Source organism: Allokutzneria albata (assembly GCF_900103775.1).
GTDB lineage: Bacteria > Actinomycetota > Actinomycetes > Mycobacteriales > Pseudonocardiaceae > Allokutzneria > Allokutzneria albata.
This window is the reverse complement of the sequence record NZ_LT629701.1, coordinates 7,668,626-7,683,071: the sequence shown is the minus strand read 5'-3', so window position 1 is coordinate 7,683,071 and position 14,446 is coordinate 7,668,626. Positions and strand designations below refer to the sequence as shown.

Genomic DNA, 14,446 nt, shown 5'->3' with positions numbered 1-14,446 from the left:
TCTACAAGGCCCCGGCCACGGGGAACTGCGGCGGTGCCGCCTCCGCTCCGTCCGGCGGCACGACGTCTGCTCCGTCCTGCGAGGACGGTGCGGTGGAGACGAGCGCGACCGGCACTTCGGCGGGCGGCGCGAAGGACTCCTCATGCCGGATGCGCGGTGGATGAGCCGCCCAGGGCTTGAGGTTCTGCACGACGCCCTCGTAGAACTCGTTGATCGCGGAGAGCACCGAGTCGATGAACGCTCCCCGTCCGGAACCCCGCTTGGCCCCCATGGGAAAGCTCTGCGCGATCCGGAACGAGCGCAGGTCCCGCTTCGCGTCGACCACCATCGACTCCGGCCGGAGCCGCACCTCGCGCAACAGCTCGGCGGCGCCCTGCCCCCTGGAGTGCAGGAGAAAGCTCTCCACGCGCACGGTCTCCGGCGCGCTCTTGAGCTGGCGCACCAACCAGTTCACCCGCGTGGTCGGGCGCCCCTCCCGAGGCGCGTCCACGTCGAGGTGGCAGATGACCTGTCCGGCCCGGAGATCCGCGGTCACGTGCAGCGGCCCCACGGTGTCCGGGATCCGGATGGCGCCGGTGAGGACGCCGTTGGACGCCAGCTGCGCCGCCTGGGTCTGCGTTCGCAGCGCGGGATCGGCGATCTCCTTGCGCGTCAAGGAAGGCGTGACCTCCGTGCCGAGCTGCCTGCCGAGCTGGAGGCAGGCGAACCGCACCAGCGCGTCGAAGCGCAGCGCGACCTCGGACGCGGCGCTGTCGGCCGCCCGCAATGTGCCCGCGGCGACGGCTTCGCGAGCGGGCACCCACGACGACCCCATGTCGTCGAACATCATCGCGCCGGAGCGGGGGTGCTCCAGGTAGCGGATCAGCTCGCCGAGGATCCACGCCTGCTCGGGGTCGGCGACACCGCGGTGCTCCTTCTGCATCACCGCCTCGCACAGCAACTGGGACCAGGAGATGTGGTGCAGGGCGACCTTGCGCAGCCTTCGTTTGTCCACAGTGGTCGGATGCTGGCCGGGAACGGCGGGGATCTCGTTGGAGATGGTCAGCAACGCGTCGAACCCCTGCTCCCGCGCCACGTCGAGGTAGGCGTCGAGCTGCTCGGCCTGCAGAGCGTTGTTCCCGGCCTTGACCTCCACCAGCGCGGTCCAGGTCCGGGAGCCGCGCGTGACCCTGACCAGGCCGTCGGGGATGAACTTCTTCTCCCCCGACTGGAACGGGACCTCGATGAAGGTCTCCACCCGCCCGGCGGGCGCGCCGAAGGGCTGCACGACGGCCCTGCCGAACTCCCGCACCACGGACATGACGGCGAGCAGGGCCGAGGTCGCGCGGCGCTCCTGCTCGTCGGCGCCGCTGATGCCCGAGGTCGGGATGAGCCGTGCGGCGTGCCAGGACTCCTCTGCCATGACATGACCCTCTTTCTCCGGGAGCAGTCGGCGTTTCGGAGCAACATCAAGATCCGTTAGCCGCTCCGGCGGCTTCACCCGAACGGCCATGCGAGCATGGGCACACGCCCAGATATTTCCGCCCGCTCGGGAGATACCGTGGCGGCGTGAGCGAGCACCTCCAGCTGACCGTCGACGGCGCGGTGGCGACCCTGACCATCGACCGGCCGGCCAAGCGCAACGCGATGAGCCACGCCATGTGGTCGGCGTTGCCCGGCCTGATGGACCGGGTCGAGCGCGACGAGGCGGTCCGGGTCCTGGTGATCCAGGGCGGGGACCACTTCTCCGCGGGCGCGGACATCAGCGAGTTCGGCACGCTGCGCAGCGGCGCGGAGGGTGCCCGTGCCTACAGCGAGGTCGTGCACGCGGGCGAGCGCGCCATCGCCACGCTGAGCAAGCCGGTGATCGCCGCGATCACCGGGTTCTGCGTCGGTGGCGGCTGCGAGATCGCGCTGGCGTGCGACATCCGCCTCGCCGCCGAGGACTCGCGGTTCGGCATCACGCCGGCCAAGCTCGGCATCATCTACCACTTCATGTCGACCAAACGGCTGGTCGAGGCGGTCGGCCCGGCGTGGGCGAAGCAGATCCTGCTCTCCGCCGAGCTGATCGACGCGGCCACCGCGCTGCGCATCGGGCTGGTCAACGAGGTGCACCCGGCCGCCGACCTCGCCGCGCGGGCCAAGGAGCTGGCGGCGGTGCTGGCCTCCCGCGCCCAGGTCAGCGTGCGCGGCGGCAAGGCGGTGATCAACCGGATCACCGACGGCCTGCACGTGGAGGACGAGGACCTGCACGCGCTGTTCGAGGCGAGCTACACCAGCCCCGAGTACGCCGAGGGCGTCCAGGCGTTCCTCGACAAGCGTCCGCCGAGGTTCTAGCGGTTACAGGGCTCCCGCGACAGCTTCGCCGGAGCGCATCCGCGGCACCGCGGCCGACCGGACCCTGATGTTCTGGACGACGTCCTCGTAGAACGAGGTGATCGCGGTCAGCACCGAAGCGACGAAGCCGGACCGGCCCGTGCCCATCGCGAACTCCTGGTAGATGCGGAACGCGCGCAGCTCCGGCTGGTGCTCCACCTGCACGGTCGGCGGGGCGTTCCTGAGCTGGCGCTCCACCCAGTTCGCCCTCGTCGTCGGCCGGCCCTCGCGTGGCGTGCTCATCTCGACGTAGCAGATGACCCGGTCCGCGCGCAGGTCAGCGGTGACGTGCAGCAGTCCCGCGGTGCCCGGGATGCGGATCGCACCGGACAGCGCACCGTCGTCGACGAGCCGCTCCGCGAGCACGCGCGTGCGCAGCGCCGGATCGAGGCTTTCCTTGCGGGACAAGGCAGGCGTGGCCTCCACCCCGAGCCGGAGGCTGGCGAAGCGCAGCAGCTCGTCGAAGCGGGCCGCGACCTCGGTGGCCACGTGGTCCTCCGCCCGCAGGGCGCCGGCCGCGAGCGCTTCGCGCGCGGGTTCCCAAGCTTCGCCCATGTCGTCGAACGCCACGGTGCCCGAACGGGGGTGTTCCAGGTAGCCGATCAGCTCGCCGAGGATCCACGCCCGGTCCTCGTTGACGGCCGCCCGCACCGCGACCGCCTTGCACAGCAGCTGTGACCAGGAGACCTGGAGCCGCCGCGCTTCGTCCACTGTGGGCAGACAGGGCCCCGGAACCGCGGGCACCTCGTTGGAGATCATGACCACCACGTCGAAGCCCTGTTCCCGCGCCAGGTTCAGGCAGGTGCCCAGCCGGTCGGCCGGGATGACGTCACCGCCGGTCTTCACCTCCACCAGCGCGGTCCAGCGGCACGTTCCCCTGGTGACCCGGATCAGGCCACCCGGCTCGAAGACGACGTCGCCGACGCGGAACCGCACGTCCACGAACGTCTCGATCCGCCCGGACGGCGCGCCCAGCGCCGCCGCGAAGGCCGCGCCGAACTCCGGGACCGCGGCCAGGACGGCGAGCAAGGCGGAGATCGACCGCCGCTCCCGTTCCCCGGCACCGTCGATGCCGGAAGTCGGTATGAGCCGTGCCGCGTGCCAGGACTCCGCCACCATGTCCCCCCACCTTCCCCTCGACCAGCACCACGCGTTTCGCCCTGCACCGAAAATCGTTAGCCCGTGCGTAACGCCTCACCCGATCGGACAAGCTGGTCACCGGCAGTTCTCAGCCCGAAAGCGCTCGGACGACCCGTGTCAAGGCGGCGCCGGGGCCATCGGCCCGCATACGCTCGATACCGTGAGAAAGATCAACAAGGGCCTGATCGCCGGTCTGATCGCCGCGACGACCCTGGCCTCCTTCCTGGCTGTACCGGCCGCCCAGGCCACCCCTGCCCCGGCCGGATCGGTCGGAGCCGGCGTCGGCGTCTTCTTCCCCGGTGGGCTCCGCGCGCGCATCGCCAAGGCGCAGAAGTACGCCGAGAGCCGTCCCGGCGTCACCGGCATCGTCGTGCGGGACCGGCTGACCGGTGCCGTCTGGCGCAACCCCGCCGCGGGCACGCACGCGTGGGCGTGTTCCACCCCGAAGCTGGCGATGGTCGTGGACCTGTTGCTGCGCAACGACTCCGGCGCGGTCAAGCTGACCGCCGAGGACCGCGAGCTGATGCGCAGGATGCTCAACTCCAGTGATGACGACGCCGCGCACACGCTGTGGAAGCGCTACGGCGGCGAAGCCGAGTTCGCCAAGCGCTTCCCGTCCTACGGCATGACCGACATGAAGTTCACCGACAAGCACCCGCACCACTGGGGCTGGATCCTCACCACCCCGAACGACCTGGACCGCCTGATCAACTACGTGCTGGCGAAGCTGCCCGCCAAGCACCGCGACTACATCGTCAAGGAGATGCGCGCGGTCGACGCCAACCAGCAGTGGGGCGTGTGGGGCGCGGGCGAGAAGGCGCAGCCGGGCAACAAGAACGGCTGGGCCGACGACAACGACGACGGCTCGTGGATCATGAACTCCGTCGGCTTCGTCGGGCCGCGCGAGCGCTACACCGTCGCGATCATGAGCAACACCATGGTGGTCAAGGACGGCTACGAGGTCGGCAAGGCGACCACGACGAAGATCAGCGAGATCCTCTTCAACGGCTACTTCGGCTGACCGGCTCCGGGGCGGCGCCGGCCGCGCCGCCCCGGCTCAGCGGCTGCTGAACGCGCTCAGCAGCCGTGGCGGTCCGCAACCGCAGCACGATCGGTGTCCCGACCAGGCCGAGCCGGGCCAGCGCGATGGCGACCGGGAAACCGCTGCCCTTGTCGACGACCTCGCCGAACTGGACACCGCGCTCGCACATCTGCGCCGTCGAGTTCGAGGAACGCCGAGACAAGCACCAGCGGAAGTCCGGCCACGGCAAGCAGCCCGGAGAAAACCCGGACAGCGCCCCTCACCGGCGCGGCCGGCGCTTCGCCTCCGACGCCGCGTCGATCACTTCGTCGAGCACGTCCCGGGAGTTGATCAGGCTGGTGATCATCTGGTCGATCCGCTGCCGCTCGGTGACCAGGTCGGTGACCAGCCTGCCGGTGGCGATCTCGGAGGGACCGCCGTCGGCGTCCCGCATGCACGGCAGCAGCTGCGCGATCTTCTTGCTGTGCAGGCCCGCGGCGAACAGTTCCTGGATGCGGATGACCCGGTCGACCGCGTGCTCCGGGTAGTCGCGCTGCCCGCCCGGCGTGCGGCCGGCCGCGAGCAGGCCCTGCTGCTCGTAGTAGCGCAGCGATCGTTCACTGACCCCGGTGCGCCGGGCGAGTTCACCGATCTTCATCGCGGCCGTCCTCGGACTTGAACCTGACACCGATGTCAGATTTTACCGTGTCGGCATGGAGCTCTTCGACTACAGCCCGATCACCGAACGCCCTCCGATCACCTGGCCCGGCGGTGCCCGGGTCGCCGTCTACGTCGGTCTCAACATCGAGCACTTCATGGTCGACCGCCCGTCGACCAGCATCTGGCCCGGCACAGCGGACCTGGTCCCCGACGCCCTCAACTACGGCTGGCGCGACTACGGGGCGCGCGTCGGCATCTGGCGCACGATGCGCAGCCTGGACCGCCACGGCATCCGTGCGAGCGTGCTGCTCAACTCCGCCGTAGCCGAACACCACCCGCAGATCATCAAGGCCGGGCTCGACCGGAACTGGGCGTGGCTGGCGCACGGGAAGACCAACTCGATCCTGCAGGCCGGGATGACCCTCGACGAGGAACGCGCCTTCCTCACCGACGTCGTCGACACCATCACCGCCGCCACGGGCCGGCGGCCGCGCGGCTGGATGGGCCCCGGCCTGACGGAGACCTTCAACACCCCGGCGCTGCTGGCCGAACTCGGCCTGAACTACGTGCTTGACTGGACGAACGACGACCAGCCCTACCCGCTGAACGTGCCCGGCGTGATCAGCGTGCCGTACTCGGTCGAACTCAACGACCTGCTGCTGTTCGGCAAGGGCTTCACCGGGCCGGATTTCGTCCAGATCGTCCGGGACCAGTACGAGCAGCTGCGCGCCGACTCCGAGCACAGCGGCCGCGTCATGGCGCTGGCCCTGCACCCCTTCGTGATCGGTCAGCCGTTCCGGCACAAGTACCTCGACCAGGCGCTGGAGTTCCTCGCCGCTCAGCCCGACATCTGGCTGACCACCAGCGACGAGATCGCCGACCACTACCGCGGGGAAGATGTGGGGCGGGTGGGGCTCGAACCCACGACCTGACAGATTATGAGTCTGCTGCTCTGACCGGCTGAGCTACCGCCCCCTGATGGACCGTCACCACGAACGGCCGAACACCCATCACGCGTTGTAGCCTCGCGTAAGGGCTGAGATGTTAGTCGACCCACACTGTGGGTTCCTCTCCGGGGGCGGCACCGGTTTGTGGGCATTTTCCTGTACCGCCTGACTACGTGCCGTAGTACAAGCCGTGGGCGATGCGGGGCAGGAACTGGGACGAGACGCTGTGCGGCGCTACTCCGTACGGGCCGTCGGACTCCCCGGGGAGCTTCACCCACAACTTCGCGTCGAACCCGTTCGCGCCGCCGACGTGCTCCGGACGATCACCCAGTTTCCGGCCCGGCGGGTTGCCCCACCACGTGTTCGGGTTGGCGCGGATGTAGGAGTCCGGCGGCGGGCCGTTGCCGTTGCGGGAGGTGTCGACGACGAAGCCGACGTCCGGCAGGCCGAGGAGGTCGCGCAGCTTCCCCGCGAACGCTTCGCACGCGCTGGTGGTGTTGTAGTTCGAGACGTTGACCGCGAAGCCTCGCGCGTCCGCGACACCGGCCTGCAGCAGCCACGGCGCCAGCGCTTCCGGGGAGTTGTAGCGGCCGTCTCCGCCGTCGAGGTACACGTAGCTGTTGGGAGCGTGCTGTTTGAAGGCCTGCACCGCGAATGTCAAGCACGCCAGGCGGTTCCTGCGTTGCTCCGCGTTCAGACCGGACATGTGGATCAGCGTGTCCGGCTCGAGGATCACCACCGCCGGAGCCACTCCGACCGTCTGCGCGAAGGTCTTCGCCCACGCCTGGTACGACCGCACGTCCCGAAAGCCGCCGGAGGACGCGCCGCCCGCGTCGCGGAACGGGATCGCATAGGCGACGAAGATCGGCAACGTGTTCGTTTCCCCTGCGGCATCGAGGGTTGCGTCGATCTGCGGCCCGATCGGCGCGGGACCGACCCACCTCGCCTGAGGAACTGCCGCGATCTTGTCCCAGACCACCCACCGCTCACCCGTCGTGCGGCCCGCGTGGAATTCCGTTGTGCACCAATGGTGCGCCTGCGTGTCCGGGAGGACGTAGAAGCCGTCCCGCATCTCGTAGGGATTCCCCATCCCCGCTCCCCCGCGTCGGTTCTCCTTGGGGGACAACAGATAGCGGCTTTCGTTAGGCGGCACCACCACTTCAGCCCACATCGACACCTTAAGGCGATCGAACGACTATCCCATTGACGCGTCGGGGAGCTCGTCGGCCGTCACGAGCGCGTGGAACTCGCCCAGCGCCGCCTTGGAGTCCGACTGCATCTGGTCGACGAGCACCGCACATCCGACCAGCTTCGCTCCGGCTGCCGCGACCAGCTCTCGAACCGCCAGGGCTTGGCTTCCCGTCTCGATCCAGTCGTCGACGAGCAGGACGCGATCGTCCGGGCTCAGCGCTGCCCGCTGAATCCGCAAGGTGTGCCTCAGCCCGCAGTAGTCCGGCTCCGTTTCCCCGATCAGCTTCTCCCCGGGAAACATCCCGGCAGCCTTGCGCACCGCGACAAAACCCACGCCGAGTTCCATCGCCACGGCTCCGCCGAGCAGGAACCCTCGGGACTCGATCCCGCACACCGCCGTCACGCCCGCATCGCGGAACGGGTCGATCAGCGCTCGAACGACCACCTTGAACGCGTCGCCGTCCCGGAACAGCGGCCACATGTCCGCGTGACCACCGATCCACCGGAACCGCTCCAGCAGAAGCTCACGCGCCGAGATCGTCATAGCTGGATCTTCACGCACTCAGCTCGATCATCGCGGTTCTGCCGGTTCGGCATGCCCCGCCACAGCGGCCTCGACCTGGGCGGTGAGCCAGCGCATGTAGTCGTCCAGCCTCGCGTCGCCGGACAGCAACACTTCGATCCCGCCGTCACTGGCCACGGTCGTCCGACCGCGTTCGTCGATCACGACGTGCTCGCGGTAGTAGTCGACGAAGGCGATCTCCAACGCCTCGGTGAGGGCCAGCGCGTCGTGCTGCATGGTCCCGTGGTGGAAACGCTCGTACCACTGGTCCAAGTGCGCGGCGACGAGCTGGGCCCACGGCGGCCCGGCCGGGTCGCTCAGCAGCCGGTGCAGGGGCGAGTCCTTCTCGATCTCCACCTCCGGGGTGAAAGTGACCTCGGAGAGCTGAAGCCGGGGGATCCGCGCCTTCTCCAGCAGAACGGCCGCCGCACCGGGATCCACGCGGAAGTTGTGGTCGGCGCGTTCGGGGGCGCGGTAGCGCAGCGCGCCACCGACCTGGGTCACCGCCAGCCGCTCGGCCAGTTCGGGACGTTCGGTCAGCAGCATCGCCAGGTTCGACGCCGGGCCGATACCCACCCATCGCACCTGGTCCACTGTGGACGAACAGACCTCGGTGACGGCCGCGAGCACGTCCGTCGGCTGGTGCGCCACCTCAGCCGGCGCCAGGCCTTCGATGCAGTTGAGGCGGGTGTTGCCCAGATCGGAACCAGCCACCACCGCAACCTCGGGCCGGCCGAGGAGGTCGAGCAGATGGCGCACGAAGCGGGCGCGCTCGCCGCCCAACTCGTCGGAGGTGACGACCAGCGCCAGCGTCGGCTCGGCGGCGGCGACGATGAGCGCGATGGCATCGTCGGGGTCGCCACCGGCGTCGGTGTCGACGATCAAGGGAGTCTCCCGCAGCGACCGCGGCAACCAGCCCTGGACCTGATAGTCCAGGCCCAGCCTGTCCGACACCGCCTGCATGTCACGCTGCGTCCGATTGATGCCGAACGGGTCGTACTGATCGGTCACAGCAGCTCTCCCACGCTCGGCCCGGGACGGTGGCGGACGGTTCGGTCTTGGTCTCGCCCCGCGTCGAGGCCTGCCGCGCCGCACATGCGCCAGTGCCGCCTCAGCCTAGGTCCCTGCCGCGGTCGTCGAACGCCGTTTCAACCTGCTCTGCAGGCGTGGTGGGCACCACAGTTCTGTTCCCGCCACGGCGGAAGCACCCAGGCGCGCTGTCCTGGGGCGAAAGCCCCTCCGGAGCGGCGTGACGGGCTGACAGCTCAGCCTCATCGACAGGAATCACATGACGTTCAACGCTAGCGCGATGATGCCGCTGACCATCGAGATCGAGGTCGACCCGACGTGCATCCCGATCGAAAGCCGGAAGTCCTTCTTCTTCCACACGAACCAGGGCCCCAGGAAGAAGAAGATCAACTTCGAAACGAACGTCCACGGTGCCCAGAAGTGGTACAGCGAGAACAAGACGGTACTGAGCACCGGCGCCCCTTTGCCCAGGTGGGCGAGGCGGGGCATGAGGAACCCGCGGAAGTAGAACTCCTCGATGAGCGGCAGTGAGATTCCGGTCAGCGGCAGACATATCGTCAGCGTGGCGAGCATGACCGAGCGGCCGTTTCCTTCGAGGTACGTGGTGACGCCGCCGCCCGCATCGGCGAACGGGAGCCAGGTGAAGAATTGGTCGAAGATGAAGCTGTCCAGGGGTGTGAGCGCGATCGACAGCGCCATCATCCACAAGAACATGGGGATGGCCATGGCGACGAGCTTTCCCCTGGACAACGGCTTGTCGGTGTAGTGCAGCACGCCGCGCAATGAGAACCGGCCGTTGCGCTTGCGCCCCAGCCAGTACAAGCCCGCCATCAGCGGTCCGAGAACCAGGCACAGGGAAATCGCCCAGCCCAGGAACACCGGGTAACCGATGGCCAATACGAACGGTTCGGCAACCAGCAGATAGACCGCAACGATCAGAGCACCGGGGACCAGGTGCAGAGCGATGGACAGAGGCAGCGAGTGCCGGTCGGCCAGCAGCCGCTTTGCTATTCCGTGAGGTGGATAGGGCTCCATTGTGCCCGTGGGCCTATGCCTGTCATCCATGCCGACGGATGGTTGCCGGGTCACCTGACACTCCCCTGACACGGCACATCGACGAACTGATGCGTCTCGCCGATGCAGGCTTCATTCGTTCCAAACACGACCTGGGGGTTGCCCCTGTGAACCGGACACCCTGATTCCAGACGCTGGCCCGATCCTCGGATCGCCCGTTGCGGCAGGTCGCTCACGTGTTCGAGGTGAACCACGAGACCTTGCGCAACTGGGTCCGCACCACCGAACGCGCCGAGGCGACCGGGTCGCCGGTCAGCGTCTCTGCGAGCGAGCAGGAAGAGTTGCGGACGACCCCCTGAAACGACAACACCCCAGGCCGCTGACCTGGGGTGGGAGCTCCTCCGACTGGACTCGAACCAGTAACCCTGCGATTCAAGATCGACTCCGGTTGATGCCTGTCGTTACGTGTCCACACCTGCCGCGACCAGCGAATATCGCGAAAGCAAATGGTCGTTGTACGCCGACATCTGCGGACTACTGGCGTCGAATTGTGGGGATTAAGTGGGGGCGAACATGCCACCCGCCCCCGTGTCTCGTCCACGTTCACATCGCCTCACGGACCTTCTCGATGAGTACTAGCCGCCACCTGGTCGACCAGGGCCAACGACGAGGCAGGGCGGCCAGCGAAGGACACCACGGTCCGCCACGGACGCCCCGGGTGCTGTGCTTCGCTGCTGTGCGTCCGAGTCCGCACCGTGTCCGGCTCAGCCTCTTGTCCCAGGCGCGGCGAACTGGGGCAGCAAGGTCGGACAGAGATCTAGTTACCAACTGCAGGCCATAATGATGCAGATTCGCCACGAAGTTGCGAGTAACAGTTAGCCCCCCAGCGCGCTAAACAACTACAGGATCAACTGCGCCGTACAGCACAACTCACCTTGGAAGGCGAGGATGGGATGACTGAGCTTCAGATCAAGTTGACCGATGGCGATCTACCTGCGCCGGGCGAAATTGTCGAAGTTGAACAAGATGGATTTCTGATTCTGATAGAAAACACAAACCCGCCTGAACAAGAACCTGAGGCCCCCACCTGGCAGCCAGGAGATTTGATTAAGTACGTCCCAGTTGATACTACTGCACGGACATCAATCGCGCGCCACGCAGCGGCTGTCTACCAGCGGTCCCATAGGACCCGAGTTGCTAGCTATACGCTCTGCGATAAGGCCCGTAAGAGGCGAGTCGAACGACGGCTAGACTCGGAGCCCTTGACGAATGTGACATGCGTACAGTGCAGAAGGTGCCTGAGCACAGAGGGATTGCTGCCCTGAACGGTGATCGCTCCGAGTCCTAGCGGAGTACGAGTTCCGCCACACAGGCGACGACTAGTTGACCGGACGATCGCAGGTGCCGACAAATAAAGAAATCAAGTCCTGGCACGTTCGCTCCCAGCGAGGCGGAACCCCTACGCCTTGCTGGGAAGTTCCATGGCGCGGAGCTACTGCGATTCGAATCGCACTGGTTTGAGTTGAGACGAGCGAGAGTTCTGGATTCGATTGACGACCGGCGTTCCACACATGTTCCACAACTCGTAGCTGACACAGGAGGCTCCGTTGGCTGAGACCTTGACCCCGCAGGACGTCGCGCAGTGGATGGCCGACCACGTCTCCGAACTTGGGGAGCTGTACCAAGAAGACGCTCTATACCACATCGAGAAGAACTTCGGCCAGGAGTTCACGGAGCAGAAGGACAACGGCAGCTGGGGCATCGCGAGAAATGTACTGAGGGCCTTCAACAGCCTTACCGCAGAGACTGTCGTGTGGGTGAGGAGCGAGAGGTACTGGAGGCCACGCGAAGACGGCGACGCGCCAGGCCGCTCACAGGAAGCATGAGCATGACGACCTGTTCCAGGAAGCACCGGTCGACATGCCCGCAGATCTGGAATCGATGATCGATCGATGCTTCCGTAGGCAGCCGGCCTTCAATTCGAAACCCAGGAGATTGACAAGATTTTCTGGGAGACCAAGGCCGCAGCCTGATCTGCCCTTAAAAACGACGCTGACCAGCGAGAATCCTTCTCGTCGGTCAGCGTCGTTTTTCGTCCTTGGGTGTTATCTGACGGCCCCCAGACGGCCCATGACCGTCCTCTTTGGACTGAGCTGGGGCGCTGTCTAAGGGATGTCTCGTAACTGATCTTGGTGTTGGTGTTGGTGGGCTTGGGGTCAGCCGGTGAGAGCGAGGTTGTGGAGGTGTGCGATTCCGGATGCGGTGTCGGCCAGGGTGTGGGCGGCGCGGCGGTAGTCGCGCAGGATCTTCCAGCACTTCATGCGGGCCAGGGCGTGTTCGGCGCGGGCGCGGATACTGCGGTGGACGGTGTTGAGGTCTTCCTTCCAGTCCGGCAGGTCAGCACCGTCCCGAGGTTTGCGGTACGGCATGATCACCTCGGGGTTGCCTTGATAGCCGCCGTCGGCCATCACCGGGCGGCCAGCCAGGGCCTGTTTCATGCCGGAGTCGCGGTAGACGGTGCAGTCGTTGCGGTTACCGGGTTGCGGGTCGCCGGTGGCGATCACGAGACGGGTGTCGGCGTCGATCGCCACCTGAAGATTGGTCGAGTACCGGTAGTTCTTCGATCGCGCGGCCAGCCGGTGATCACGAGTGGGCACAAGGGTTCCATCGACGATGGCGATCTGGTCGATCCGCCGGCGACGTACCGGGGCCAGCGCCAGCAGCGGCCCGAGGCTGTCGATCACCCGGTGTGCCGCGGAGTGCGAGACCCCGAACAACGGCCCGATCTGGCGCATCGTCAGGTTCGTCCGCCAGTAGGTCGCCACCAACAGAACCCGATCGGCCAGCGGGAGCCGCCACTGGCGGCCAGGACGCCCGTCAGCGATCTCGTCACCACCTCGCCGGGCCACAACGCGCACGAGCTTGCGGAACTGCCCGGGCTCCAAGCCCGTGAACGGTGCGATCCACTCCGACCGCGATGCCGAGATCACCTGCACCCGACCATGATCGACGATCAGCCCGCGACACCCGTTACCGGGTTACGAGACATCCCTTAGGCCGTGCACCGAAGTGTCATGGTGCAGCACTTCATCACTGAGGGTACAGCCCGCCGACCTCCACCTTCTCCCTCATTCGAGCCAAGAAGTGGATTTTGTTCCGTGCAGGTTCCGCGCCGGACACGCTGACCTTCTCGATGCGAACCGTTCCTCATCGAGGGGCAAGTCAGCTCCTAACCTGCATGGTTACCAAAGTTACCGACGCCAGAGACCAGGCATCAGCATTAGCTCAATTCCCTGTTCATGCTCGGTCGTCACGTTGGCTTCGAACATCCAGGATGACCGACGATGTGATGGTGGACGGCAGCCATATAGGCGAGGCGCTCGGCAGGCATCAAAGCTACAGAGCGAACAATCGCATCTGCATACTTGTCATCAGTGGACGCGAATGCCAGAAATCCGACCGTCGCTAGCGTCGCGAACAACAAGGCCACCGACAGGTAAGGCCCGAGAGGAAAGTTCACCTCGTAGCCAAAAAGTTGCACCTCAAGAAAATGAATAATATCCTGCTTGGACCAGTCGCGTGCCAAATTCGTCGGCATTGCCACCGCCGCCAACGTGTAGATCATCGCAAAGGCAACGATTGCTATTCCAACTATCAGAACCAACAAGTGCCGCAGGGATCGCCGTCGAGAACGCTTGTTGACAACCGCCGCTACATATTCGACACAACTACTGTCGAGCTGAACGCGGAAAGCATTGTAAAACCTAGTCTCGAGATCTTCTTTCTTAACTTCCTCATTCACTGCCTTTACTTTGAATGCCAGATCAGCGGCTTTTAGGTGCGCATCCTTGTCAGCGCCAACGACCTCAAACGCGTGTGTCAGACTGTCGCACGTCGAGAACTTGATCACCCGCCGCACCGAAAATGCGACGAGCGGTACGACGGCTATTCCAAAAAGTAGCCCCACTCGCCCGCCACCCATCTCAGCAGACAACCGCCACGGATCTTCAGTCAGAAGTGGGGCCAATACGACAATAAACGCCACAGGCACAAAGAGCGGTATTGTCGCAGCGAGCGAGAGTGCGCCTATCCCCCACTTGACGGCAAAAACGACTAGAATAGGAAGCGCGTAGGCAGTGAATAGCCCTTCAGTATTACCCGTCACCGCGAGCCAAACAAACGCAGTCAACCAAAGCGCAGCGAAGAACAGGTAGAATAATCTGGAAGTGCAGCTCTTGAAGTAGATGGCCAAGACTCCAAGGAATAGAATGGCGACGAGGGCCCCGACTGCCGTATACACGGTCCAACGAAATTCGCCGACCGCCAAGAAGGCGAGGCTTGTAATGATATAGATGAGCAGCCATGTACTGAAACGGCTCGACCCGACCGAGTAGTCAGTTTTTTCAGCTTCCGGGAGCCCGTGCCCGCCGTGAAGCCGGAGCGCGCGCACAGCCAGAATACGGGCTATATCGCGCGAATCAGTCTCTCGATCAGTTGCCATACTAGATCATTTCCTCCATTGGCCCT

At 65.8% G+C, this 14,446-nt stretch carries 15 protein-coding genes and 1 tRNA gene; 5 read left to right on the top strand and 11 right to left on the bottom strand.

Annotated features, from left to right (window positions below):
- Position 1: 1 nt before the first annotated feature.
- Complete coding sequence (locus BLT28_RS35215; protein ID WP_063766628.1) at positions 2-1,402, bottom strand: hypothetical protein; 1,401 nt, start codon at positions 1,400-1,402, stop codon at positions 2-4.
- A gap of 146 nt (positions 1,403-1,548) precedes the next feature.
- Between BLT28_RS35215 and BLT28_RS35210 the strand changes: the two genes are divergently transcribed.
- Positions 1,549-2,316 (top strand): enoyl-CoA hydratase/isomerase family protein, encoded by a 768-nt coding sequence (locus tag BLT28_RS35210; protein WP_030431069.1) that lies wholly within the window; start codon positions 1,549-1,551, stop codon positions 2,314-2,316.
- 3 nt (positions 2,317-2,319) lie between these two features.
- Here the strand turns inward: BLT28_RS35210 and BLT28_RS35205 are convergent, their stop codons facing one another.
- Positions 2,320-3,474, bottom strand: coding sequence for a hypothetical protein (locus BLT28_RS35205; protein WP_030431068.1), 1,155 nt, complete (start codon positions 3,472-3,474; stop codon positions 2,320-2,322).
- Positions 3,475-3,811: 337 nt separating this feature from the next.
- Here BLT28_RS35205 and BLT28_RS35200 point away from each other — a divergent pair, with 337 nt between their 5' ends.
- Positions 3,812-4,516, top strand: a complete 705-nt coding sequence (locus BLT28_RS35200) for a serine hydrolase (RefSeq protein WP_052407646.1) — start codon at positions 3,812-3,814, stop codon at positions 4,514-4,516.
- Here BLT28_RS35200 and BLT28_RS35195 read toward each other — a convergent pair.
- Positions 4,497-4,739 carry a hypothetical protein gene (locus tag BLT28_RS35195; protein WP_157376118.1) on the bottom strand — a complete coding sequence of 81 codons (243 nt, stop codon included), beginning with the start codon at positions 4,737-4,739 and terminating at the stop codon, positions 4,497-4,499. The two genes, BLT28_RS35200 and BLT28_RS35195, sit on opposite strands and share 20 nt — an antisense overlap.
- Positions 4,740-4,796: 57 nt before the next feature.
- Positions 4,797-5,174: a MerR family transcriptional regulator gene (locus BLT28_RS35190; RefSeq protein ID WP_030431065.1), complete on the bottom strand. Its 378-nt coding sequence runs from the start codon at positions 5,172-5,174 to the stop codon at positions 4,797-4,799.
- A gap of 55 nt (positions 5,175-5,229) precedes the next feature.
- Between BLT28_RS35190 and BLT28_RS35185 the strand changes: the two genes are divergently transcribed.
- Positions 5,230-6,108, top strand: a complete 879-nt coding sequence (locus BLT28_RS35185; RefSeq protein WP_052407645.1) for a polysaccharide deacetylase family protein — start codon at positions 5,230-5,232, stop codon at positions 6,106-6,108.
- Here the strand turns inward: BLT28_RS35185 and BLT28_RS35180 are convergent.
- From BLT28_RS35180 to BLT28_RS35160, 5 genes are all read right to left on the bottom strand, one after another.
- Positions 6,077-6,151: transfer RNA gene (locus BLT28_RS35180), tRNA-Ile, on the bottom strand. The genes BLT28_RS35185 and BLT28_RS35180 overlap by 32 nt on opposite strands.
- A gap of 141 nt (positions 6,152-6,292) precedes the next feature.
- A complete protein-coding gene (locus BLT28_RS35175; protein WP_052407620.1) occupies positions 6,293-7,213 on the bottom strand; it encodes a glycoside hydrolase family 6 protein in 921 nt (306 codons plus the stop codon).
- Positions 7,214-7,318: 105 nt separating this feature from the next.
- Complete coding sequence (locus tag BLT28_RS35170) at positions 7,319-7,858, bottom strand: phosphoribosyltransferase family protein (protein ID WP_030431062.1); 540 nt, start codon at positions 7,856-7,858, stop codon at positions 7,319-7,321.
- A 27-nt stretch (positions 7,859-7,885) separates the two neighbouring features.
- Positions 7,886-8,887, bottom strand: a complete 1,002-nt coding sequence (locus BLT28_RS35165; RefSeq protein WP_052407619.1) for a nucleoside hydrolase — start codon at positions 8,885-8,887, stop codon at positions 7,886-7,888.
- 273 nt (positions 8,888-9,160) lie between these two features.
- Positions 9,161-9,994 (bottom strand): CPBP family intramembrane glutamic endopeptidase, encoded by an 834-nt coding sequence (locus BLT28_RS35160; protein WP_231950528.1) that lies wholly within the window; start codon positions 9,992-9,994, stop codon positions 9,161-9,163.
- 161 nt (positions 9,995-10,155) lie between these two features.
- Between BLT28_RS35160 and BLT28_RS42660 the strand changes: the two genes are divergently transcribed.
- Together BLT28_RS42660 and BLT28_RS35155 are read left to right on the top strand one after the other, a co-directional pair.
- Entirely contained in the window at positions 10,156-10,278 is a 123-nt protein-coding gene (locus tag BLT28_RS42660; RefSeq protein WP_269459614.1) for a hypothetical protein, read from the top strand.
- A 1,248-nt stretch (positions 10,279-11,526) separates the two neighbouring features.
- Entirely contained in the window at positions 11,527-11,805 is a 279-nt protein-coding gene (locus tag BLT28_RS35155) for a DUF6953 family protein (protein WP_052407618.1), read from the top strand.
- A 330-nt stretch (positions 11,806-12,135) separates the two neighbouring features.
- On the opposite strand, the gene BLT28_RS35150 is transcribed toward BLT28_RS35155, so the two are convergent.
- Complete coding sequence (locus tag BLT28_RS35150) at positions 12,136-12,915, bottom strand: transposase family protein (RefSeq protein ID WP_081900891.1); 780 nt, start codon at positions 12,913-12,915, stop codon at positions 12,136-12,138.
- A 314-nt stretch (positions 12,916-13,229) separates the two neighbouring features.
- Positions 13,230-14,420 (bottom strand): hypothetical protein, encoded by a 1,191-nt coding sequence (locus BLT28_RS40640; protein ID WP_156050338.1) that lies wholly within the window; start codon positions 14,418-14,420, stop codon positions 13,230-13,232.
- Positions 14,421-14,446 lie beyond the last annotated feature (26 nt).